This window comes from Streptomyces graminofaciens (assembly GCF_030294945.1).
Lineage (GTDB): Bacteria > Actinomycetota > Actinomycetes > Streptomycetales > Streptomycetaceae > Streptomyces > Streptomyces graminofaciens.
In genome coordinates this window covers 1,264,248-1,286,760 of sequence record NZ_AP018448.1, presented here as the reverse complement: position 1 = coordinate 1,286,760, position 22,513 = coordinate 1,264,248, and the positions used below count along the sequence as shown (strand labels likewise).

The 22,513-nt window shown below is 69.1% G+C and carries 21 protein-coding genes and 2 pseudogenes; 14 read left to right on the top strand and 9 right to left on the bottom strand.

Features of this window, described 5'->3' with window-relative positions:
• Positions 1-234: 234 nt before the first annotated feature.
• A complete protein-coding gene (locus SGFS_RS05610; RefSeq protein WP_286248102.1) occupies positions 235-477 on the top strand; it encodes a hypothetical protein in 243 nt (80 codons plus the stop codon).
• A gap of 40 nt (positions 478-517) precedes the next feature.
• Here the strand turns inward: SGFS_RS05610 and SGFS_RS05605 are convergent, their stop codons facing one another.
• Complete coding sequence (locus tag SGFS_RS05605; protein ID WP_286248101.1) at positions 518-997, bottom strand: hypothetical protein; 480 nt, start codon at positions 995-997, stop codon at positions 518-520.
• 353 nt (positions 998-1,350) lie between these two features.
• Between SGFS_RS05605 and SGFS_RS05600 the strand changes: the two genes are divergently transcribed.
• Positions 1,351-1,668, top strand: a complete 318-nt coding sequence (locus SGFS_RS05600; protein ID WP_286248100.1) for a hypothetical protein — start codon at positions 1,351-1,353, stop codon at positions 1,666-1,668.
• 437 nt (positions 1,669-2,105) lie between these two features.
• Here SGFS_RS05600 and SGFS_RS05595 read toward each other — a convergent pair whose 3' ends face one another.
• The 5 genes from SGFS_RS05595 to SGFS_RS05575 all read right to left on the bottom strand — a co-directional run bounded on the left by SGFS_RS05595 (position 2,106) and on the right by SGFS_RS05575 (position 7,509).
• The gene (locus SGFS_RS05595; RefSeq protein WP_286248098.1) at positions 2,106-3,398 is read right to left on the bottom strand and encodes a benzoate/H(+) symporter BenE family transporter; all 1,293 of its coding nucleotides are present in this window, start codon (positions 3,396-3,398) and stop codon (positions 2,106-2,108) included.
• Positions 3,358-4,482: an aminotransferase-like domain-containing protein gene (locus SGFS_RS05590; protein WP_286248097.1), complete on the bottom strand. Its 1,125-nt coding sequence runs from the start codon at positions 4,480-4,482 to the stop codon at positions 3,358-3,360. Before SGFS_RS05590 ends, SGFS_RS05595 begins: the two co-directional genes overlap by 41 nt.
• 45 nt (positions 4,483-4,527) lie before the next feature.
• Positions 4,528-5,598, bottom strand: a complete 1,071-nt coding sequence (locus tag SGFS_RS05585) for an alpha-hydroxy acid oxidase (RefSeq protein ID WP_286248096.1) — start codon at positions 5,596-5,598, stop codon at positions 4,528-4,530.
• A gap of 71 nt (positions 5,599-5,669) precedes the next feature.
• Positions 5,670-6,437, bottom strand: a complete 768-nt coding sequence (locus SGFS_RS05580; RefSeq protein WP_286248095.1) for a sulfite exporter TauE/SafE family protein — start codon at positions 6,435-6,437, stop codon at positions 5,670-5,672.
• Between the two features lie 82 nt (positions 6,438-6,519).
• A complete protein-coding gene (locus SGFS_RS05575; protein ID WP_286248094.1) occupies positions 6,520-7,509 on the bottom strand; it encodes a TauD/TfdA family dioxygenase in 990 nt (329 codons plus the stop codon).
• Between the two features lie 812 nt (positions 7,510-8,321).
• On the opposite strand from SGFS_RS05575, the gene SGFS_RS05570 reads away from it, so the two are divergent.
• The 4 genes and pseudogenes from SGFS_RS05570 to SGFS_RS05555 all read left to right on the top strand — a co-directional run bounded on the left by SGFS_RS05570 (position 8,322) and on the right by SGFS_RS05555 (position 12,675).
• Positions 8,322-8,867: a hypothetical protein gene (locus tag SGFS_RS05570; RefSeq protein ID WP_286248092.1), complete on the top strand. Its 546-nt coding sequence runs from the start codon at positions 8,322-8,324 to the stop codon at positions 8,865-8,867.
• Between the two features lie 116 nt (positions 8,868-8,983).
• Positions 8,984-9,136 (top strand): annotated as a pseudogene (locus SGFS_RS05565) (twin-arginine translocation signal domain-containing protein); the annotation flags it as partial.
• A gap of 216 nt (positions 9,137-9,352) precedes the next feature.
• Positions 9,353-10,090 (top strand): VOC family protein, encoded by a 738-nt coding sequence (locus tag SGFS_RS05560; protein WP_286259813.1) that lies wholly within the window; start codon positions 9,353-9,355, stop codon positions 10,088-10,090.
• Between the two features lie 194 nt (positions 10,091-10,284).
• Positions 10,285-12,675 carry a SpoIIE family protein phosphatase gene (locus SGFS_RS05555; protein WP_286248090.1) on the top strand — a complete coding sequence of 797 codons (2,391 nt, stop codon included), beginning with the start codon at positions 10,285-10,287 and terminating at the stop codon, positions 12,673-12,675.
• 39 nt (positions 12,676-12,714) lie between these two features.
• On the opposite strand, the gene SGFS_RS05550 is transcribed toward SGFS_RS05555, so the two are convergent.
• Both SGFS_RS05550 and SGFS_RS05545 read right to left on the bottom strand, forming a co-directional pair.
• Positions 12,715-12,999, bottom strand: a complete 285-nt coding sequence (locus SGFS_RS05550) for a hypothetical protein (protein ID WP_286260452.1) — start codon at positions 12,997-12,999, stop codon at positions 12,715-12,717.
• Between the two features lie 27 nt (positions 13,000-13,026).
• Positions 13,027-13,868 (bottom strand): annotated as a pseudogene (locus SGFS_RS05545) (aconitase family protein); the annotation flags it as partial.
• 320 nt (positions 13,869-14,188) lie between these two features.
• On the opposite strand from SGFS_RS05545, the gene SGFS_RS51330 reads away from it, so the two are divergent.
• The 7 genes from SGFS_RS51330 to SGFS_RS05515 all read left to right on the top strand — a co-directional run bounded on the left by SGFS_RS51330 (position 14,189) and on the right by SGFS_RS05515 (position 19,876).
• Positions 14,189-14,548: a hypothetical protein gene (locus SGFS_RS51330; RefSeq protein WP_350283980.1), complete on the top strand. Its 360-nt coding sequence runs from the start codon at positions 14,189-14,191 to the stop codon at positions 14,546-14,548.
• On the top strand, positions 14,545-14,700 hold the full coding sequence (locus SGFS_RS51325; RefSeq protein ID WP_350283979.1) for an NAD(P)-dependent oxidoreductase: 156 nt from the start codon (positions 14,545-14,547) through the stop codon (positions 14,698-14,700). Before SGFS_RS51330 ends, SGFS_RS51325 begins: the two co-directional genes overlap by 4 nt.
• 420 nt (positions 14,701-15,120) lie before the next feature.
• Positions 15,121-16,206, top strand: coding sequence for an S-(hydroxymethyl)mycothiol dehydrogenase (locus SGFS_RS05535; protein WP_286248088.1), 1,086 nt, complete (start codon positions 15,121-15,123; stop codon positions 16,204-16,206).
• Positions 16,206-16,838, top strand: a complete 633-nt coding sequence (locus tag SGFS_RS05530; protein WP_286248085.1) for an MBL fold metallo-hydrolase — start codon at positions 16,206-16,208, stop codon at positions 16,836-16,838. The genes SGFS_RS05535 and SGFS_RS05530 overlap by 1 nt, the downstream gene beginning before the upstream one ends.
• A 254-nt stretch (positions 16,839-17,092) precedes the next feature.
• A complete protein-coding gene (locus SGFS_RS05525; protein WP_286248083.1) occupies positions 17,093-17,455 on the top strand; it encodes a bifunctional 3-phenylpropionate/cinnamic acid dioxygenase ferredoxin subunit in 363 nt (120 codons plus the stop codon).
• Positions 17,452-18,615: an NAD(P)/FAD-dependent oxidoreductase gene (locus SGFS_RS05520; RefSeq protein ID WP_286248082.1), complete on the top strand. Its 1,164-nt coding sequence runs from the start codon at positions 17,452-17,454 to the stop codon at positions 18,613-18,615. The genes SGFS_RS05525 and SGFS_RS05520 overlap by 4 nt, the downstream gene beginning before the upstream one ends.
• A 130-nt stretch (positions 18,616-18,745) precedes the next feature.
• Positions 18,746-19,876, top strand: a complete 1,131-nt coding sequence (locus tag SGFS_RS05515; protein WP_286248081.1) for an aromatic ring-hydroxylating oxygenase subunit alpha — start codon at positions 18,746-18,748, stop codon at positions 19,874-19,876.
• Positions 19,877-19,886: 10 nt separating this feature from the next.
• Here SGFS_RS05515 and SGFS_RS05510 read toward each other — a convergent pair whose 3' ends face one another.
• Positions 19,887-20,633, bottom strand: a complete 747-nt coding sequence (locus SGFS_RS05510; RefSeq protein ID WP_286259811.1) for an IclR family transcriptional regulator — start codon at positions 20,631-20,633, stop codon at positions 19,887-19,889.
• A gap of 203 nt (positions 20,634-20,836) precedes the next feature.
• Here SGFS_RS05510 and betA point away from each other — a divergent pair, with 203 nt between their 5' ends.
• Positions 20,837-22,513: a choline dehydrogenase gene (betA, locus tag SGFS_RS05505; RefSeq protein ID WP_286248079.1), complete on the top strand. Its 1,677-nt coding sequence runs from the start codon at positions 20,837-20,839 to the stop codon at positions 22,511-22,513.

Genomic DNA, 22,513 nt, shown 5'->3' with positions numbered 1-22,513 from the left:
GCGCCAGCGGCGACGGTGGGCCGTCCTTGTGTCGACCCGTGGCGACTCCGCCGCACGACCGGCCGGATCCTGCCCGCGACCGGTCGTCAGTCATGTGAAGATCGAGGCCGCGTTCGATGTGCCACCGGCGACGCGCACTGCGGTGCGGCAGGTTCCCTCCACCGCGTCGTGACTGTGTACGTGAGAGCGGGCTGGCGCAACTTGAGCGCGAAGCGATACGCGTGGAGGCCTGCGGTGCGGTCGAACGCGCCGCAGGCCCCGGATGTGGTTTCTGCGCGCGCAGTGCGCAGGCTCGCCCTCGCCCCCCCCGCGCACGGCGAGCCCGAAGCCGAGGGCACGACGATCGCGGCCCGCCGCGCCGAGTACTGGCCCGGCACCGGCCACTGTCTGCACGAGGAGCGGGCCGAGCGCACGATGCGGCTCATCCGCGAGTGGGCGGACGGTGAGACGGCCAACGGCACTTGGTTACGCCGGTAGGCGGTCGGAACGCACGTCCCGACCGCCTACCGGGGCCGTCTCAGGCCTGCACGAGAACGGTGCACCAGACCTCGTTGTTGTCGCCGATGCCGCAGTCGGCGATCTCCCCGCTCCGGATCTTCGTCCAGACACCCTTCTGCCGCCAGTGCCACGTACCGACCCGCGAGAACCGCTCGTGGTACCCGTGGGTGGCGAACGTGAAGGCGTCGACGTCCTTGCCGGTGCCGTTACCGCCCACCGTTCCGTTGCCGAACGACTTCTGCTCGCACTCGGCGTGCTTGAACTTGCTCCCGGTACCGCCGTCCCAGTTCCACACGTCGCAGAAGTGCGGGCCGTCGCCGAGACTCGTCGTGTAGTGCATCGTGCGGCCCGTCCTGTTCTTCACCGCCCCGCACAGGGGACCTACGCACCCGTCCGCAGAGGCGGTCGTCGCCCCCGCGACGACCACTCCGGACGCCATGAAGGCGACGGCGACGATGGCGACAGCCGTCCTGTTCGCTCGGGACATCATCTTGCGCATGCCAGTTCCATTCTCGTGTTGCGTCGGCTCGGCCACGGTTCGCGTGACTGCCGGCAGGGCGAGTGCGGCACACACCGTTCCCTGGAGCCCTGCGCGGGTCAGCGTCGGGTTTCATCGTCGAACAGGGCAAGCACACAGGCGATTCCGGGGACGCTGGGACGAGAAGCCAGCTGTGAGCTGGGCCTTCTGGCAGTCTCTGGGACAGCGCAGACACCGATAACCCAACGTGAACCGTGCGCGTCCCGTGTCAGCGGCCAGGGTGGCTGCATAAATGGATAGGGTAATCCGATTGATGGAGTGGCTGATATGACTCCTGACGCTCAGCCGTCCGAAGCTTCCCCACCGTCAAGACGTTGGAGGGGCACCGCGACAAGGCGCTCGAGGGCATGGTGCGGCTCATCGACCGGGCCAAGGCCGCGGGCCGGTTGCGCGAGGACTTCGACTCCTCGGACATCGTGCTGCTCCACATGGCCAACGCCGGTGTCGTCAACGCCACCGGCGCCGCTGCCCCCGACGCCTGGCGACGTGTCGCCGCCCTGTTCATCCAGTCCTTCGAGGCCCCGGCCCGCGGCCCCCTGCCCGCCTCGCCGGAGCACGACGCCCTCCACAAGGCCATGCTCCGCATCAGCCCAGCCGACCTCACCACGCCGGAACCGGACACGATCAGCTGACCCCAGGTCGATGCCGCTGTCCTATGGCGGGGCGCGGCCGTCGCGTGTCAGGTGGCGTGCACTGGAGCGGTGAGGGCAGGAGGCGGTCCGGCGCACGGAGCTGGGCACTGGCTGAACAAGCCGTGGCCCAGCGGGGCCCCCACGCAGACGCCGACATCCCCTCGTGCCGCCCCATCCACAGACCCCACACCAGGTGGGATGCCGACGGCGCCTGCGCGACGACCCACTCGCGCCGCGCCCCCGTCACCTGTTCCGGGCCGACCCGGAGGCGTTTCAGTCCACCCCGGTCCAGCTGCCGACTGCCGGGTACTGGCTGGCAGAAGGCGCCGGCACCCAAACTCCGTCCCGTTCGGTGACCCCGCTGCCGTAGCGCCAACCAGCCCCGCGAACCAGCCCCTGGCCCAAGGGGATAGCCACCATGCCGCTGGAATTCTTGGTCATCGTCGGGCGTGGGCCCGTTGTCGGAAGGTGAGCGTTCCGTGGGTGGCGAGTCCCAGGACAAGGCCCCAGCAGGCCGAGCCGATGCCGCCGAGTGTGACGCCCGACGCCGTGGTCAGAAATGTGACCACGGCTGCGTCCCGGCCGGATTCGTCGGCGACGGCTTGGGCGAGACTCGTGGAGAACGCGCCCAGGAGAGCCACTCCGGCGATGACGGCGACCAAGTCGGTCGGCAGCGCGGTGAACAGCCCAACGAGGGCGGCTCCGCAAACCCCGGTCACCACGTAGAAGAAGCCGCACGCAATTCCGGCGACATAGCGGCGCCGTCGATCGGGGTGTGCCTCCTCGCCGGTGCAGATCGCGGCGGTGATGGCCGCCAGGTTGATCGCGTGCCCGCCGAACGGAGCGAGCGCTGTCGTGGCCAGTCCGGTGACGCCGATCAGCACACGGTCACTCGGGCGGTAACCGAACGCGGTGAGCACGGCGAGACCGGGGGCGTTCTGCGAAGCCATGGTGACCACGGTCAGAGGGACCGCGATGCCCACCATCGCCTGGAGCGAGAAGTCGGGAGTGGTGAACAACGGGACGGCCGGGGCGATGTCACCCGCCGCGACATGGATGCCTGGCCCCGCAGCCGTCGCGAGCACAGCGGCGAGAAGGGCACAAGCCACTGCGTACCTCGGTGACCGTCGCTTGGCCGCGAAGTACGTGACGAGCGAGGCGAGCACCGGGACGGGAGTGCTGTCCAGCGCGGAGAACACGCCGGCCCCGAAGGAGAACAGCACGCCCGCGAGCATGCCGGCCACCACCCCGGGCGGCACGCGCCGCATGGCCCACCCGAAGGCGCCTGTCACCCCGACCAGCGCCATGAGCAAGCCGGTGACCAGGAACGCCCCGACCGCCTCGGAGTACGGGTATGAGCCGAGGCTGCCCACCAGGACCGCCGCGCCCGGTGTCGAGAAGGCGGTGATCACCGGCATACGGGTCCACCAGCTCAGGGCTGCGCACGTCACCCCGCTGCCGATGCACGCGGCCCAGACCCAGGAGGCCGTCTGCTCGTTGCTGAGCCGTCCGGCGTCCGCCGCGGCGAGCACGATCACCAAGGGGCCGGAGCACGAGACCACAACCGCGACGAGCCCGGCGAGGACGGCCGAGAGCGAGGCGTCGCGGGCGATGCCACGTCGTCCTGCCCCTCCGTCCTCACCGGTCCGGCCGGCGGTGCCCGCCGCTGCGGGCACCGCCTCCTGTTCCTTACTCCGCTCGTTCAGCGGCAGCGGCGAGTCGCCGGACACCTTCCGCGAACTCCTCGGGATCGAGTGCCTGGAACGGCAGCCGCAGGAACGCGGTGCCGGAGGGCGGCGCGGACTCCGACGGATAGAAGGCCGAACCGCGTGTCAGGGCAAGGCCGTCGTTCCGCGCCGCGGCCAGGAAGGACTCCTCGTCGGTACGGATCGGAAGGTGCACGCTGATGTAGTAGCCGCCGTCCGGAACGCACAGGTGGACATCGCCGAGCGTCTGCCGTACCGCCTCGACCGCGGCGTCGTGCCGGGGGCGCAGCAACTGCCGTACGTGCTCGACGTTCTCCTGGACGAGACCGTTCGCGAGGGCCCGCGCGGCGACAGCCTGGAGCAACGGGGCCGGGGACAGATAGATGCTCTCGGCCAGGGCCGCGAGGGCGTGGGGCGTTCCGGGCGGGCCGATGACGTAGCCGACGCGCAGGCCGGGACTGAGCACCTTGCTCAGTGAGCCGATGGTCAGCACCCGTGCGCCGTCGATGGATTCAGCCAGTTCACCGAGAGGTGTGGGGGCGGTACCGCTGAAGCGGAGTTCCCGGTACGGGATGTCCTCCAGGATCGTGAAGCCGTACTCGGCGGACAGGCGCACCAGCTCGCGGCGCTTGTCCTCGCTCGTGGTGACACCGCTCGGGTTCTGGAAGTCCGGGATGACATAGACGAAGGCGGGGACTTTGGTCCGCACGAGCTCTCGGAGGACGTTCAGGTCGACACCGTCGTGCCGCAGGGGCACCCCGGACACCCGGGCCCCATGCCGCTCGAAGATCTGCACCGCGCGGTCGTACGTCGGCGCCTCGACCAGGACCTGCGGCTCGACGGCGTCGCGCAGCAGGTGGGCCGCGAGCAGGTCGAGGGCCTGCAGGGAACCGTTGGTGACGAACACCCGGTCGGGGTCGACCGCGTGGAACTTGCCGAGTTGCTCCCGCAGTTCCTGGTCACCTGTGTGGCGGCCGATGGGCGCGTACTGGAAGACCCGGTCGGGTTCCGCGGCGAGGACCGCGGAGGTGTGCTCGGCGATGGCGGCGGAGGGAATGGCTTCGAGCGGGGGTATGCCGCGAGAGAAGTGGACGGTCCGGACAGTCACAGGTCGTCTCCTAGAGCGAATGGGTGGGCAGAGCCCGAGGCGGCATCAGGCCCGGGTCGCGAAGTCGGGGCCGATATCGGCGACCGAGTCCGCGCCGAGTTGCAGGAGCGTGTCCTCGATCTCGTCCTTGAGAAGGTCCAGGACCGCTTCGACGCCCTCCTGCCCGGCGAGGCCGAGCCCCCACAGATAGGGCCGGCCGATGCACACGGCATCCGCGCCGAGGGCAAGGGCTTTGACCACATGGACCCCGGACCGTATGCCGCCGTCCATCAGCACCAGGCCGCGACCGGACACCGCCGCAGCGACCTGTTCGAGCGCAACCAGACTCGGCACCGCGCCGTCGAGCTGGCGGCCGCCGTGATTGGAGACGATGACTCCGTCAGCCCCGAGATCGAGACACCGCTCGGCGTCCTCAGGACGCAGGATGCCCTTGACCACCAGGCGCATCCCGGTCCGGTTCCGTATCCATTCGAGGTCGTCCCACGTCAGGGGGAGGCGTTCGATGCGCGCACCGTCCGGGATCGCGCCAGTGAGGATACCCAGCGAGCGCAGATTGCCGAAGTCGACATGGGCGGGGGTACGGAAGCCCGCTCGCCGGGTGGTGATCCGGCGGGCCGCGTGGCTGGCGTCGACGGTGACCACCAGAGCGGTTGCGCCGGCCTCCTCCGCCAGGGCGATCGTCGCAGCGACATCCTCCCGGGAGCGGTAGGCATAGAGCTGGAACCAACAGCCGCCCTTGACGGACCCGGCCACCTCGGGGAAGGCATGGTGACTGTCGGTGCTGACGATGGAGACCGTTCCCGCAGCCTCGGCGGCCCGGGCGGTGGCGATCTCCGCGTCGTCGTGCAGAAGCCGCTGCGGGCTGGTCGGAGCGAGCAGCACAGGCAGGGCGAGCCGCTCCCCGAACACACTCACCGATGTGTCCGGCTTTTCGCTCGCACTCCCGAGGGCCCGGGGCCGCAGCCAGACCCGGTCGAACGCCTCGGTGTTGGCACGCACCGTGACCTGCGTATCAGCGCCGCCGGCAACGTATGCCCAGGAAGCGGCGTCGAGCACGGAGTCGGCCGCACGCTCGAAGTCGGGCAGGGTCAACAGCGCGGACAGTTCCCTTGCCATAAGCTCTCCTGTCTACGATCTCACCAGTCGCCGTTTCAGGGAGATTTCCCCCAGCGACATGGAGAGTTCACTTACGCGAACTGATCGAATCCCATCTTGATCACCATTCCGGTGACCACGAGAACCAATACGATCCGTACGAATCCAGAGCCCTTTTTCATCGCGGTACGCGAGCCGATCATCGCGCCCGTTATATTCCCCACGGCCATGCCGAGGCCAATGGCCCACAGAACGTTCCCCTGCCAGGCGAAAACTGCCAGGGCGCCCAGATTCGACGAGGCGTTGATGACCTTCGCCATGGCGGCGCTCTCCAGGAATTGCGTGGCAAGGAGGGTGGTGAAGGAAATGATGAGGAAGGTGCCCACTCCGGGGCCGAAAACGCCGTCGTAGAAACCGATTCCGACGCCTGCCAGAACTATGGCCGTGACACGGCGGCGCCGGGTTACGACCGTGTCCGTCTGCTGCACGCCGAAACTCGGTCTGAAGGCCACGAAAAGTGCCACCGAGACCAGCAGGGCCATGATGACGGGCCGGAAGTAACTCGTCGGCACGCTCGCCGCCGACAGCGCGCCCAGTGCGCCGAAGGGGACCGCGAGCGCCGCGGCCGGTATGAGGACCGAGCGGTCCAGCCGGGTGCGCCGTTGGTACATGTACGCGGCGGTCGCGGTGCCCATGACGGCTGCGATCTTGTTGGTGCCGAGCGCCGTCGCGGGCGGGTACTGCGGGAAGGACAACAGCAGCACAGGGATGAGAAGCACCCCGCCCCCGCCCACGACGGCATCCACCCAGCCGGCTGCCGTCGCGGCGACGAGCAGGCCGAGTACCTCGTACAGATCCACTTTTCCTCATTCGTGTCACATGGGTCACCCTCGGCCCGCGTGGCACGACGTCAGGCGCGGTGGGCAGTGCTGTGGGTGCGGGTCAGGCGACGCCGCGGATGTCCGCCATCGCGGGCAGCACACGCGGGTGCCGCATCATCCGCTGGGCCCAAAGCGGGGTGGAACGCAAGGAGTAGAAGCGGCGCAGCCAGCGGTCGCGCCCGTCGTAGCGGGGCTGGAACGCGCTGCGACCGTGCACCACCACGTGGTTGTCCAGGACGACGAGGTCGCCCGGCGCGAGTACCAGGTCGCGGCAGACGCTCTCCAGCGCCTCGGTCAGCGCACGCAGCACGTGTTCACCGCCGGCGTCGGCAGCGCGTGTGTTGTGCGAGTTGAAGCGGATGAAGGGCCGGTCCACGGGCCCGAAGATCACCGGGTGCGGACCCGACGACGGCCGCGGTCCCTCGGTGTTCCGGGTGAAGGACGTCGGGTACAGGCTGTGGAACTGCGGTTTCCGCAGCTCAGCCACCTGGCCTTCGGTGAGGAGCGGCAGGGCGTCGCGGACGGACGACAGGCGGGTCGCGGCGATCGCCTCGTGGTCCTGGCGCAGACAGAGCAGCCCCAGGAAGTCCGGCCGCAGGGGATGGTGCACGTTCTCGGTGTGGAAGTCGAAGGCGACCGATCCGCTGTTCTCGATATGGTGCTCCTCGCCGCGAACCGGATGCACATCGTGGAACAACGCTCCCGACTTCTCGTCCTGGTATCCCATGAGGGAACCGAGGAGATCCGCGACGAGCATGAGAGTGCCGTTCGTGAAATGGTCGTCGAGAGCCGACATTCCGTGAACCGCGGGGGTCTCCGGAAGATCGTCCACCATCAGACCGCGGAGCATGAAATAGTCGCTCGCCCCGTTCTCCGCCCCGAAGTTGAGCAGAGAATTCCGCATCCCTTCGGGTAGGTCGAGCAGCAGTCCCGAAATGACGATGGGGAGCGAGTTGGACAGGCGACCCGCGAGTGCCGACAACTCGCGTGTCTTGGTCGCCTCGGCCTCGGTTAAGTGATAGCTCGTCACACCTTGAGCGGTGGTGGTCAATATCCCCCTCCTTGCTTCGCATGTGCACTCATCGAAGACGTTGATCAACCTAACCCGCGTAAATTCACTCCGTCAACAAAAGGTTTCGGACGGTGACCATCCCTGTTAAGTGAGAGGGCAATATGCGCAAAAATGCATCATCGTTGAGATAGGCGATCAATGGTCATATGTCGGCACAGATCGACTGCCTAGTAAGGTGTGTTCGCTTCGGTTGCGCATGACCGACGCGCGTCCTGAGCTGCTCTGATGATCGGCATGGAGGGTGAGCGATGGAACGACGGAGCGTGATTGTCGACCTTCGGCGGTCGTCGCTCCTGAGGTGTCGCGACCTTGGGAGGGCGTCCACGTGTGCACGCTTTTTCGCCACGATCCATCCGGGATGCCGAACGGCTCAGGGAATGTGTCCTACCTCACGCGCGAGGCTCCAGAGCACCCGCACCGCGAGCCAGGACGACCTGCCGCTGACGTGAGACACATGATCAGGCGACAGGCTCCAACCGGACACAGCACCGGCCGAAGGGAGAGTTGCCCAGCGTTATGGCGCCTTCCTGCCAGGAGGCCAGCGAGCCGTCCGTGTTGCGCCGGTCCGGGTTGCGCCAGCGGTGGCCGCGTTCCGCGGCGGCCCGGACCGCGTCCTCGTCGATGCCGATGCCGATGCCGATGCCGATGCCGATGCCGGGGCGGGGGCGGTGGGGTGGTCGATGTAGCCGTCACGGAAGGTGGAGGGCGTGGCGTCGTCGAGGTGGTCCAGCAGTCCGCCGTACACCTCGGCCATCGCGGCTGATTCGGCGGGACTCGGAGATGCCGCCGGCGTGGCTGATGTCGGGCTGGGCCACGGCGATGCCGTCGGAGAGCACCGAGCGGAAGTCACATGGGCGGCAGCAGGGCTCCAGGAGGGGCAGTACGCGGCGGGACATCGCTCCGCTGAACCGGCCGTGGAAGTGGAGTGCCAGGTCGCGCTACGGGCCGATGGCCTCCCGGACCGCGGTCACCCCGGCCACGATGGCGTTGATCGCGGCGGGCGCGGCGAGTGGCTCCAGCTGGCCGCAGGGGTTGAGCTTGACCGCTCAGTGGTGAACTCGGGTGCCCACAGCGGAACCTACGCGGCTCGGGTCGGGCCGGCGCCGACCCCCGTCGAGAACCACGTGATCAACGGCAACTCCGAGTACGGCCACACAGTGCCCTGGCGCAACGGTGACTTCTCGCTCACGAGCGCGTCGACCACGTCGAGCACCTACTTGAAACAGTCGACGACCTTCACGCCAGGGGCAGGTGTGACCACCGCTCGCATCTACTGTCACCTCGTCCCCGGGAGCGGCGACGGCCACTGCGACGAAGTCACCCTGACCGAGCCATGAACGACATCGACACACGACGCCTCGACAGCCGCTTGACGAGTACCACCAGTTGATTGCCTTCGGAGGCGACTACCCCGAGTGTCGCGAGGAGGTGCGCACGGAGGACCCTCGGCCCGGTGAAACCGGCCGGGGGTCCACCTGGTGAGCGTGGGCGTGACCGGCTGGGCACGGATCGAGCCGCCCGCCCCGGAGCGCTGTCCCGGCGTGGAATCCTCAAGGGAGCGGCGGTCACGGTGGGGGCCGCCACACTGGGCGTAGTCGGCACCGGCGAAGCCCACGCGGAGGACGCCGCCAGGACAGCCACCTCGCCGGACGGCATCCCCTACCGGGACGGTGACTGGCTCATCCAAGTATTCGCCGCCCAGTCCCAAGAGATCGAATACTTGGCTGCGGGTGACGCCGTGTCACGCTTAGGCTTCTGTTCGGGGGCTGACAAGGTGCCCTGTCGACAGTGGTCAGTCAGTGGATCGGAGATGCGCCGGAGAATGACCTGTCAACTGTTCGCACTCAGTTTCTACGCAAGTCAGCCATTACGTCTCGCGCGGTTCTGGTCCGGGGTTCTGGGGTGGGAGCTGGCCGACGATCCACAGGACGGCGTCGCGCTGCTGCCCAGTGATGACACCGGGTTCCGCATCCGTTTTCTTCCGACCGAGGAGCCGAAGACCGTCCAGAACCGGATGCACTTCGATCTGACGAGTACGTCCCCGGAGGATCAGCGGCAGACGGTGACCAGGGCGCTGGGACTTGGCGGACGGCACATAGACATCGGCCAGAGCCCGGACGATGATCATGTCGTGCTCGCCGACCCCGAAGGCAACGAGTTCTGTGTCATCGGGCCGGACAACAAGTTCCTCGCCGACTGCGGCTTCGTCGGAGCGCTCGCCTGCGACGGTTCCCAGGAAGTCGGGTACTTCTGGAGCGAAGCACTCGGGTGGCCGTTGGTCTGGGACCAGGACCAGGAGACCGCGATCCGCTCACCGCACGGCGGCCCGAAGATCACATGGGGTGGTCCACCGGTGGCGCCGAAGCCAGGCAGGAACCGGCTGTATTTCGACCTCGCGCCCCCTGCCCACGGTGATCGGCAGGCAGAGATCGACCGTCTGCTCTCCCTCGGGGCGACCCGCATCGACACCGGCCAGGGCGACACCGGTCAGGGCGACACCGGCCAGGTGGTGCTGGCCGATCCCGACGGCAACGAGTTCTGTGTGCTGACGCCCCGGTAGCGTGGCGAGGGCCCGGCGCGTGCGATGCGAACCCCGAGGCCAGGGGCGCTTCGACGCTTCGCCGTCGTGGCTGTTGGTAACGAGTCGCGCGCGGCGTGCGGAGTGCCCGGCGCACAATGAACCCTGAAAGTACTGTCGGCAGTCGATCCGTGAGCCCACTGACGGCGGCTCCGGTCGTGTGGAGAGAAGGAACGATGGGCCAGCACGGTGTCGCCTCGGCCGCGGTGGACGCGAAGGGGGTGGTCATCGCGTGGAGCGCCGACGCCCGCCGGGTGCTCGGATACGAGCCGGGGGATGTCCTCGGCCGCCGGGCGGCCGAGCTGCTGGCCGACGTCCTTCCGGCCTCGGCCCGGAGCTGCCTGGCCGAACGGAGCGAGTGGCGCGGCCCCGTTCGCGTACGGCATCAGGACGGTCACGGTGTGCACCTGGAACTGGAGGCCCATCCGCTGGTGGACTCGGCGGGGGAAGTGCAGTGGTTCCTGACGGCCACGGTGCCGGAGCCCGCGGTCCGGCTCCGGCGGTGGGCTCTGGACCAGCTTCCCGTTCCGATCGCGCTCTTCGATCATGACGGGCTCGCGGTGTCCGCGAACTCCGCGATGGAAAGGGTGATGGGCAGGCCGGAGGAGGACCTGCTGGGCCGGCGCGTGGGGGAGTCGGCCGACGGGCGGCGACGGCTCCGGGGCTTCGAGGGGCTCGACGACGCGGTGCAGCGCGTGCTGCGCACGGGTGAGTCGGTGCCGTACGAGGCATGGCTGCGCGCGCCCGGCGAGAGCCGTGAGCACGCGTGGCTGGTGTCCCTCAGCCCGTTGAAGGACGGCATGGGCGCGGTGCGGGGCATGTGTCTGGCGGCGATGGACAGCACGGAACAGTTCCTGGCCCGCCGACGCCTGAGCATGCTCAACGAGTCCGGCAACCGGATCGGCTCCACCCTGGACGTGGCGCGCACCGCCGAGGAACTGGCTGAGGTGTACACGGACTATCTCGCCGACTTCGCCGTCGTGGACCTGTTGGATTCCGTGCTGGCCGGTGAGGAAGCGGTTCCGTCGCCCAGCGGCGATCTTCTGGTCTTTCGTCGCACGGCTGAGCGGTCTGTGCTGGAGGGCTGTCCGGAGGCCGTGATCGCGGTGGGAAGCAGGCACACCTATGACGAGGACTCGCCGCCGGACCGTGCGCTGGCCACGGGCCGGGCCCTGATGTACGTGCTCGACGACACCACCCGGCCCCTGTGGGCTGCGGGCTCGCCCGAGCGTGCCCGCAGCATCGAGACCCATGGCATCCACTCACTGATGGCGGTGCCGCTGCGAGCCCGTGGCATCACCCTCGGCCTGGCGGTCCTCGCCCGCCACCGGACCCCGGAGCCCTTCACCAAGGATGATCTGCTGCTGGCCGAGGAGCTGGCCGCGCGTGCCGCGGTGTGCGTGGACAACGCCCGCCGCTACACCCGTGAACGTGCCATCGCTCTCGAGCTGCAGCGCAGTCTCCTTCCGCACCGTGCGCCACGGCAGGCGGCTGTCGAGGTCGCTTCCCGTTACCGGCCGGCCAGCTCCCGTGCCGGGATCGGCGGTGACTGGTTCGACGTCATTCCCTTGTCCGGGGCCAGAGTGGGACTGGTGGTGGGCGATGTCGTCGGCCACGGAGTGCAGGCGTCCGCCACGATGGGCCGGCTGCGCACCGCCGTACGGACTCTGGCCGATGTGGATCTGGCTCCGGAGGAGCTGCTCACCCGGCTCGACGACATCGTCCTGCGCCTGGATGCCGAGACGACGGCGGACGGTGCCGAGGACGCCGGCAGCCCGGGCGAGATCGGTGCCACCTGCCTGTACGCCGTCTACGACCCGGTCACGCGCCGCTGTTCCATGGCCAGAGCCGGCCACCCGCCACCGGCCCTGGTCTCCCCCGGCGGCGAAGCGGTGTTCCTCGACCTGCCGACCGGGCCGCCGCTGGGCGTGGGCGGTCTGCCCTTCGAGACCGCGGAGTTCGACCTCCCCGAGAACAGCGTGCTCGCCCTGTACACCGACGGCCTAGTCCAGGCACCCGACCACGACCTCGACGGCGGCCTCGCCCTGCTGCGCCAGACTCTGGGCGGTGTGGGCCGTCCCCTGGAAGAGATGTGTGACGGCGTTCTGGGGCGGCTGCTGACGGATCGCCCCGCCGACGACGTCGCCCTTCTCCTGGCCCGCACCCACGCGTTGGACGCCGAGCGGGTCGCCACCTGGGACGTTCCCGCCGACCCCGAATTCGTCGCCCGTGCCCGCAAGCTGGCCTGCGAGCAACTCGCCGCCTGGCAGCTGGAGGACGTCGCGTTCGTCACCGAACTCATCGTCAGCGAGCTGGTCACCAACGCCATCCGCTACGGCGGGTCCCCCATCCAGCTACGGCTGATCCGCGACTCCACCCTCATCTGCGAGGTCTCCGACTCCAGCGGCACCGCTCCGCACATGCGCCGGGCCCGTGCATTCGACGAAGGCGGCCGCGGCCTCCTGCTGGTCGCCCAGCTCAGCCAACGCTGGGGCAGTCGCCACACCCGCACGGGCAAGACCATCTGGGCCGAACAGGCCCTTCCCGACGAGGTGCGCACTCCGTAGGAATTGGTCCGCGTGGAGGGAGGCCGCCCGGTTTGCGGCTCACGGCGAGGCAAGGGCGCGGCGGACCACGTACGGGAGGATGCCCCCGTGCCGGAGGTAGGCCAGCTCCTGGCGGGAGAAGATCCGCAACCTCAGTTCCGCCGAGGCGTACCGTCCCTCCGCCCCTCGTAGGCGGAGGGTGACGTGGTTGGTGCCGACGTCCAGGCTGTCGAGCCCCTCGAAGGAGAGCTCCTGCCCGCTGCTGAACGAGTGGGACGACGCGTCGTCGCCCTCGGCGAACTCGAGCGGCAGTAGCCGCTGGTGCGGCAGGTTCGGCCCCGCCACGCTGGGCTCGACCGTGTCCAGATCGAGGTCGAGCAGCTGGTCATAGTGGGGAACCGGACGGTTGTCGGTGCGCTTGAGCCCCTGGGCGGTGAGGTAGGCGTCGACGAGACGGACGTGTTCCTCTTCCCGGCCGCTCAGGCGGAGATAGGCGGCGGTCTCGTCGTCGTAGGGAAGTAGACGCAGGTCGCGCCGTACTCGGGTGCCATGTTGGAGACGGCGGCGCGTTCTGCCCAGCCCAGTGTGGTGACGCCGTCGCCGCAGAACTCGACGAACTTGTTCACCACGTCCGTGACGCGCAGCAGTTCGGTCAGGGTCAGGGCGAGGTCGGTGGCGCCGACGCCTTGGCGCAGCCGTCCCGTCAGGCGGACACCGACGACGTCCGGGTAGGGGATGGTGACCGGCTCACCGAGCATGGCGGCCTGCCCTTCGAGGCCGCCGACGCCCCAGCCGACGACGCCCAGGGCGTTGATCATCGGGGTGTGGCTGTCGGTCGCGACCAGCACGTCCGGGTGCAGCACCGGCAGGCCGCCGTCACCCGGGTCGTCCTGCCAGACGACGCGAGCCAGCGCCTCCATGTTGACCTGGTGGATGATGCCGGTCCCCGGCGGCACGACACGGAAGTTGTCCACGCTGCGCTCGGCCCACTTCACCATCTCGTACCGCTCGCCGTTGCGGTGGAAGTCGATCAGCAGATTGCGCTCGACGGCGTCCGCGCGGCCGTACTCCTCGACGATCACGGAGTGGTCCACGGTCAGGTCCACGGGAATCGACGGCTGCAGCCGTTCGGGATCCCCGCCGAGTTCCGCGACGCTGTCCCGCATGGCTGCGAAGTCGGCCAGCGCCGGCAGACAGGTCGTGTCGTGCAGCATGATCCGGTTCGGGTGCACGGGAACCTCACCCGCGCCGCTCCCGGCGCGCATCCGCGACACCACGTCCGCAAGCGATTCCGGCGCCCGACGAGCCACGTTCTCCAGCAACACCCGGATCGCGTACGGGAGGGCGTCCAGCTCCGCGGGCGGCAGGATCCGGTCCAAGGGCTGATAGCGGTAGGAGCGGCGCCCGACGGTGAGCAGCGCGGTGCGGTCGGCGTTCATGATCCCCTGCTGTCGTAGGCGTGGCGACTGCGCTCATATTGTCTTAACACGCTCACTGATACAATCTGTCGGTCCGTGCCGTAGATGACGATGGCGTGGCCGCGCTCGTTCGCGGCGTAGAGCTTCCGGCCGTTCTCGCTCGTGGTGGTCGACGGCCACGCCCCCTGCGCACCGCCCTCCTCGGCAACCTCATGGCCGAGCGCGTCCGCGGCAACGGCTGGGCCGGCCGGGCCGTCTCTCACAGCTGTCCGCTTCGCTGTCATCGCGACAGGCGCGCGGCCGTCGGGCCGTGGCTGTCGTCGTCCGGGGTCGGCCACACGCTCGACTGGTCGAGCACCGCCCAAAAACTGATCTACCGCTCGCTGCTGCGGTCGGTCTACGCGGACAAGGCGATCGCGGACGAGCGCATCCGCTCCAGCGGGCTGGACTGGACCGTGTCCTCCCGACGAGGTTGACCAACGACTCGGCCAAGGGCACGTTCGGCGCGGCTGACCGGCTGCCGATGAAGGGCAATCCGACGATCAGCAGGGCGGATGTCGCCGCCTTCATGCACAAGGCGGCCCACGGCACCGAGTGGATCCACCGCAGCCCCGTGCTCACCGACTGACGACCACGGGGCTGCGCCCGGCGACTTGTGCATACAACGGGGCTGCGCCCGTCGACTTGTACATACAGGGGTACGGCTCGCAGCCCTGTCCTTGGTCGATCCCGGCGCGGCGGCACCGTCGCCGATGCGGTTGATCACGCCGCGCCCTGATACAGGGGCAGGCCCCCGCCCCCGGAGTGCCACGGGCTCCCTCCCGCGCTCCCTCGCCGCACCCCGCCGAGTAGCCGCATCACCGACCCCGGACCCCGACCCGGACCCGACACCGGCCCCTGGCCGCCACCGCACCGGCAGGTCCCCAACCCCACGCACGTCCAATCCTTGACCCTCGGTCGACCCTCCCCCATGCTGTGTTGCGGTACACGATGAGTGTGCCGTAATGAGCAACTTGGATTCAGGTCTCGCACCAGCTGAGGAGTGGCCATGACTCACCAGGTCCGTGCTGTCGTCGCGCGGGGGAAGGGCGCCCCCGTCAGCCTGGAAACGATCATCGTGCCCGACCCCGGTCCGGGTGAGGCGCTGGTGAAGATCGAGGCCTGCGGGGTCTGTCACACCGATCTGCACTACCGCGAGGGCGGCATCAACGACGACTTCCCCTTCCTCCTCGGCCACGAGGCCGCGGGTGTCGTGGAGTCGGTGGGGGAGGGCGTGACCGACGTCGCGCCCGGTGACTTCGTCATCCTCAACTGGCGAGCCGTCTGCGGCCAGTGCCGGGCCTGTCAGCGCGGCCGCCCCTGGTACTGCTTCAACACGCACAACGCCAAGCAGAAGATGACCCTCCTCGACGGCACCGAACTCTCCCCCGCGCTGGGCATCGGGGCCTTCGCGGAGAAGACGCTGGTCGCGGCCGGGCAGTGCACCAAGGTCGACCGGGCCGCCTCGGCGGCCGCCGTCGGTCTGCTGGGCTGCGGTGTGATGGCCGGCATCGGCGCCGCCATCAACACCGGAAACGTCGGACGCGGCGACACCGTGGCCGTCATCGGCTGCGGCGGCGTCGGGGACGCGGCCGTCGTCGGGTCGAACCTGGCGGGCGCGGCGAAGATCATCGCCGTGGACATCGACGACCGCAAACTGGAGACCGCCCGGAAGCTGGGCGCGACCCACACCGTCAACTCGCGCGACACCGACGCCGTCGAGGCGATCCGCGAGCTGACCGGCGGCTTCGGCGCCGACGTGGTCATCGAGGCGGTGGGCCGCCCGGAGACGTACAAGCAGGCCTTCTACGCCCGCGACCTCGCCGGCACGGTCGTCCTGGTCGGGGTGCCGACCCCGGAGATGAAGCTCGAGCTGCCGCTGCTCGACGTGTTCGGACGGGGCGGCGCGCTGAAGTCGTCCTGGTACGGCGACTGCCTGCCCTCCCGTGACTTCCCGATGCTCGTCGACCTCTATCTCCAGGGCCGCCTCGACCTGGACGCCTTCGTCACGGAGACGATCGCGCTGGACGAGGTCGAGAAGGCCTTCGAGCGGATGCACGGCGGCGATGTCCTGCGCTCGGTGGTGGTGCTGTGATGCCGGGCGCCCGCATCGAGCATCTCGTCACCTCGGGAACCTTCTCGCTCGACGGCGGCACCTGGGACGTCGACAACAACGTGTGGATCATCGGCGACGACACCGAGGCCGTCGTCATCGACGCCGCCCACGACGCCGAGGCGATCGCCGAAGCCCTCGGTGGACGCGCCCTGCGGGCCATCGTGTGCACTCACGCCCACAACGACCACATCGACGCCGCGCCCGCCCTCGCCGGGCGCACCGGCGCCCCGATCCTGTTGCACCCCGACGATCTGCCGCTGTGGAAACAGACCCACCCCGACCGGACCCCCGACGGCGAACTCGCCGACGGCCAGGTCCTCACGGTCGCGGGCGTCGAGCTGACCGTGCTGCACACCCCCGGCCATGCTCCCGGTGCGGTCTGTCTGTACGCGCCGGCCCTGACAGCCCTCTTCAGCGGTGACACGCTCTTCGCGGGCGGGCCGGGGGCCACGGGACGGTCGTACAGTGACTTCCCGACCATCGTCGACTCGATCCGGGACCGGCTGCTGACCCTGCCCGGCGACACCGTCGTGCACACCGGACACGGGGAGCGGACCACCGTAGCCGCGGAGGCCCCGCACCTCCAGGAGTGGATCGACCGAGGCTTCTGATCGCCTGCCGCCCACCAGCAGGAACCCGCCCGCCTCCCCGGCCTTGCGCGCCGGGGAGGCGGGCTGCCTTCATGTGCCCACGGCGGCGGGCTCCTGACGCCCCTCGCTGTTGTTTACTGCGCACTCTGTTGCGTCAAAAGAAACCCTTGGAGGTCCGGTTCCATGCTCTCTGGATGCCTTGACAAGGGTTCGGGGCGACCTCAGACTGATGTTGCGCTTACCGCAATCCGTTTCGCTATACGCACCGAGGTGTCATGATGATTCCCGCGTGCCGTCTCGCGGATCTCCCGCGAGGCGAGGCCATCCGGCTCGATGTCGAACCGCCGGTCTCGGTGTTCCACACCGACGACGGCGAGGTGTTCGCCATCGACGACACCTGCACCCACCAGGACGCCTCGCTCGCCGACGGCTGGCTGGAGGGCTGCGAGGTGGAATGCCCGCTGCATGCTTCGAAGTTCGACCTGAGGACCGGAGCGGTCGACGCCCCGCCGGCCAAGCTCCCCGTCCGCACCCACGAGGTCGTCGTCGAGGACGGCATGATCTACGTCAAGGTGTCCACGGAGGCCCCCAACCTGCCGCCCTGCGTGTCAGCCCGGCTCGCCGGGGGTCCCGCGTGAGGACGGTGGCCGTGGTCGGCGCCTCGCTGGCCGGACTGTCGGCGGCGCGCTCGCTGCGGAAGCAGGGCTACGACGGGCGGCTGGTCGTCATCGGTGACGAGCCCCACCGTCCCTACGACCGGCCCCCGCTGTCCAAGGAGTTCCTGGCCGGTGAGGTCGGCGAGGCCGACCTCGTGCTGGAGACGGACGGCGAGGATCTGCGGGCGGAGTGGCTGCTCGGCACCCGCGCCACCGGACTGGACGCCAGGGAGCGTGCCGTCCGGCTCGCCGACGGCAGGGAGATCCGGGCCGACGGCTTCGTCATCGCGACCGGCGCGGCCGCACGGCGGTTGCCCGGTTCCGACGGGCTGGCCGGAGTGCACGTCCTGCGCACCCTGGACGACGCGCTCGCCCTGCGGGACGAACTCGCCCGAGGCGGACGGCTCGTCGTGATCGGCGGCGGATTCATCGGAGCCGAGGTCGCCTCCACGGCGTACGCCCTCGGCCTCGACGTGACGGTGATCGAGGCGGCCCCGACCCCGCTCGCCGGCCCGCTCGGCGCCGACATGGGCACCATTGTCTCCGGCCTCCACACCGACCACGGTGTACGGCTGCTGTGCGGTGTGGGCGTCAAGGGGCTGAGCGGGGAGAGCCGGGTCGACGCCGTCCTGCTGGAGGACGGTCGCACGATCCCCGCCGACATCGTCGTCGTCGGTGTGGGCGCGCGCCCGTGCGTCGAGTGGCTGGAAGGGTCCGGCGTCACGCTCGACAACGGCGTGAAGTGCGGCGCCGACGGTCGCAGCAGCCTGGCCGGCGTGGTCGCGGTCGGTGACTGCGCCAACTGGTACGACCCCCGCGCGGGCGCCCACCGCAGAGTCGAACACTGGACCGGTGCGCTGGAGCGCCCCGCAGTGGCCGTCGCCACGCTGCTGGCCGGGGGCGCGGTGGAGTCGGGCGTGCCCCGGCCGCCGTACTTCTGGTCGGACCAGTACGGCGTGAAGATCCAGTTCGCCGGGCATTCGGTCGGCGCCGACAGCGTCACCATCGAGGAGGGCGCCGCGGACGACCGCAACGTCCTGGCCGTCTACCGGCGCGCCGGTGAGCCGGTCGCCGTGCTCGGGATGAACCAGCCGCGGCTGTTCACCCGCTGGCGCAAGCAGCTCGCCGCGGCCACCTCTTGACAGCGGTCGCACGACATCCCATGCTGCGGTTTCATATGGCGCGTAGCGTTGCTCTATACACAACACCGTCCGGAGTCGCTCTTCCCGGCGTGTGACAGTCCGATCCACGACGTTTCCCGAGGAGTGCACCGTGACCTCGACCAGCCTGCCGGACAGCCTGATCGCCACCCTCCCCGGCTCCTCCTACACGGATCCGGGCATTTTCGCCCAGGAGCAGGAGCGCATATTCGAGACCATGTGGTTCTGCGTCGCGCGCGCCTCCGAACTGGCGAAGCCCGGCGCCTTCCGCACCGTCGACGTGGGCCGCGAGAGCATCCTCGTGACCCGCGCCCGGGACAACTCGATCCGCGCCTACTTCAACGTCTGCCGGCACCGCGGCGCCAAGCTCTGCACGGAGGAGACCGGCGAGGTCAAGCGGGCCTTCCAGTGCCCGTACCACGCCTGGACCTACGACCTGAACGGCAAGCTCGTCGCGGCGCCCAACCTCACCAAGATGCCCGACGTCGGCCGCACCGAGTACGGCCTGGCGAGCGTGGCCGTGCGCGAATGGCTCGGTTATGTCTGGGTCTGTCTGGCGGAGAACCCGCCGTCCTTCGAGGAGGACGTGATCGGTGCGGTCGTCGAGCGCCTCGGCGACGTCGAGTCCATCGAGCGCTACGACATCGACAACCTCTCCGTCGGCAAGCGGATCGTCTACGACGTACAGGCCAACTGGAAGCTCATCATCGAGAACTTCATGGAGTGCTACCACTGCGCCACGATCCACCCCGAACTCACCGAGGTGCTCCCGGAGTTCGCCGACGGCTACGCCGCCCAGTACTACGTCGGCCACGGCGCCGAGTTCGGCGAGGAGATCCAGGGCTTCACCGTCGACGGCAGCGAGGGCCTGGACCGCATTCCAGGCGTCGCCGAGGAACAGGACCGCCGCTACTACGCGATCACCATCAAGCCGCAGGTCTTCATCAACCTCGTCCCCGACCATGTGATCTTCCACCGTATGTACCCGGTGGCCGCCGACCGCACGATCGTCGAGTGCGACTGGCTCTACCTCCCGCACGTCGTCGACAGCGGCAAGGACGTCAGCCGGTCCGTGGAGCTCTTCGACCGGGTCAACCGGCAGGACTTCGACGCCTGCGAGCGCACGCAGCCCGGGATGAGTTCCCGGATGTACGCCAAGGGCGGCGTCCTCGTGCCCAGCGAGCACCACATCGGCGCCTTCCACGACTGGGTGAACGAGCGCCTGGGCGCCCACCAGGGTTAGCCGTGGGCGCTCAGCCCAGGTAACCCATCCGCTGGCTGATCTCCTCCGCGCCCTTGACCAGCGCGGGGGCCAGCTCGTGCATCCGCTCCTCGGTGAACCGGTACGAGGGCCCGGAAGCGGTGACCGCCGCGATGACCTCTCCGTCCTTGTCGCGGATCGGCGCGGCCAGGGCGTGGAGCCCGATCTCCAACTCCTCCAGCGTCCAGGCGTACCCGCGCTCCCGCGCCTCGGCGAGGTTCTTCTCGAGTTTCGCCTTCGCGGTGATGGTGTGCGGGGTGACCTTCTTCAGGCCGGCCTCGGCCAGCAGCGCGGTGCGCTGCCTGGCGGGCAGGTGCGCCAGCAGGATCTTGCCGCTGGACGTCGCGTGCAGCGGGGTCAGTTCGCCGACCCAGTTGTGCGCGGCGACGGCCGCGGGGCCGCGCACCTGGTACAGGTTGATCGCGTACTGCTCCTGCATCACCGCGATGTTGACCGTCTCGCCGATCTCCTCGGCGAGACGCTCGCAGATCGGGCGGCCCTGCTGGGTGATGTCGAGCCGGCCCGTGACCGCGCCGGCCAGCCGGACGATGCCGAAGCCGAGGCGGTACTTGCCGCGCTCGCCGGCCTGTTCCACCAGGCCGCGTGACTCCAGGGCACCGAGTAGACGGAACGCGGTGGACTTGTGAACATCGATCTCGGCGGCCACTTCACTGACGCCCGCCTCGCCGCGCTGGGCCAGAATCTCCAGGACGCTGATGGCGCGGTCGACCGACTGCACTCCGCCGGCCTGTGAATTTGTCGCTTCGGTGTCTTGGCTGTGGTTGCTCACAGCGAAACTATACGCGGAGTAAACAACGCGATTGCAAGTAACAGGGTAGAAACCAAGGTCTTATAAGTTGCGTTGCTCGCAACCTGGTGCGTATAGCGCTACCAGTACTAGCATGCCTCGCGTATCTATGGCGCGAGCGAGACGAGGGCACCATGGCTCCCTTGCAGTACGACTTCGTCATCGTCGGCGGCGGATCGGCCGGCAGTGCACTGGCGAACAGGCTCTCCGCGGATCCGGCCAACCGGGTCCTGGTGCTGGAGGCCGGCCGGCCCGACTACCCCTGGGACGTGTTCATCCACATGCCCGCCGCGCTGACCTATCCCATCGGCAGCCGGTTCTACGACTGGAAGTACGAGTCCGAACCCGAGCCCCACATGGGCGGCCGGCGCATCTACCACGCGCGCGGCAAGGTGCTCGGCGGCTCCAGCAGCATCAACGGCATGATCTTCCAGCGCGGCAACCCCATGGACTACGAACGCTGGGCGGCCGACCCCGGCATGGAGAGCTGGGACTACGCGCACTGTCTGCCGTACTTCCGCCGGATGGAGAACTGTCTCGCGGCCGACCCGGACGACGAGTTCCGCGGCCACGACGGCCCCCTCGTCCTCGAACGCGGCCCGGCCACCAACCCGCTCTTCGGTGCCTTCCTCAAGGCCACCCAGGAGGCGGGCTACGCGCCCACCGAGGACGTCAACGGCTATCGCCAGGAAGGTTTCGCCAAGTTCGACCGCAATGTCTCCCGCGGTCGCCGCCTGTCGGCCTCCAAGGCGTACCTCAAGCCCGTCAGGAAGCGTCCCAACCTCACCGTCACCACCCGCGCCCTGGTCACCCGCGTCCTCTTCGAGGGCAAGAAGGCCGTCGGCGTCGAGTACCAGCGCGGCAAGGGCGCCCTGACGCAGGTCCGCGCCAAGGAGGTCATCCTCTGCGGCGGCGCGATCAACTCCCCGCAACTGCTCCAGCTCTCCGGCGTCGGCAACGCGGAGGAACTGAGCGCCCTCGGCATCGACGTCGTCCACGATCTCCCGGGCGTCGGCGAGAACATGCAGGACCACCTGGAGGTCTACGTCCAGTACGCCTGCAAGCAGCCCGTCTCCATGCAGCCGTACATGGCCAAGTGGCGTGCCCCCTTCATCGGGCTCCAGTGGCTCTTCCGCAAGGGCCCGGCCTCGACCAACCACTTCGAGGCCGGCGGCTTCGCCCGCAGCAACGACGACGTGGACTACCCCAACCTGATGTTCCACTTCCTGCCCATCGCCGTCCGCTACGACGGCTCCTCGCCCGCCGGCGGCCACGGCTACCAGGTGCACGTGGGCCCCATGTACTCCGACGCCATCGGCTCGGTGAAGATCAAGAGCAAGGACCCGCGCGAACACCCGGCGCTGCGCTTCAACTACCTGTCCACCGAGCAGGACCGCCGCGAGTGGGTCGAGGCGATCCGGGTCGCGCGAAAGCTCCTCAACCAGCCCGCCCTTGCCCCCTACAACGACGGTGAGGTCTCGCCCGGGGCGAAGGTGGAGACGGACGAGGAGATCCTCGAATGGGTCGCCAAGGAGGGCGAGACGGCTCTGCACCCGTCCTGCACCTGCAAGATGGGCCCCTCCGCCGACGAGATGGCTGTCGTCGACCCGGAGAGCATGCGGGTGCACGGCGTGGAGGGGCTGCGCGTCGTCGACGCCTCGGTGATGCCGTACGTCACCAACGGCAACATCTACGCGCCGGTGATGATGATCGCGGAGAAGGCCGCCGACCTGATCCTCGGCAAGAAGCCGCTGCCAGCCTCCGAGGCCGTGTACTACCGCCACCGCGACGACCAGCAGCAGGCCGGGTAG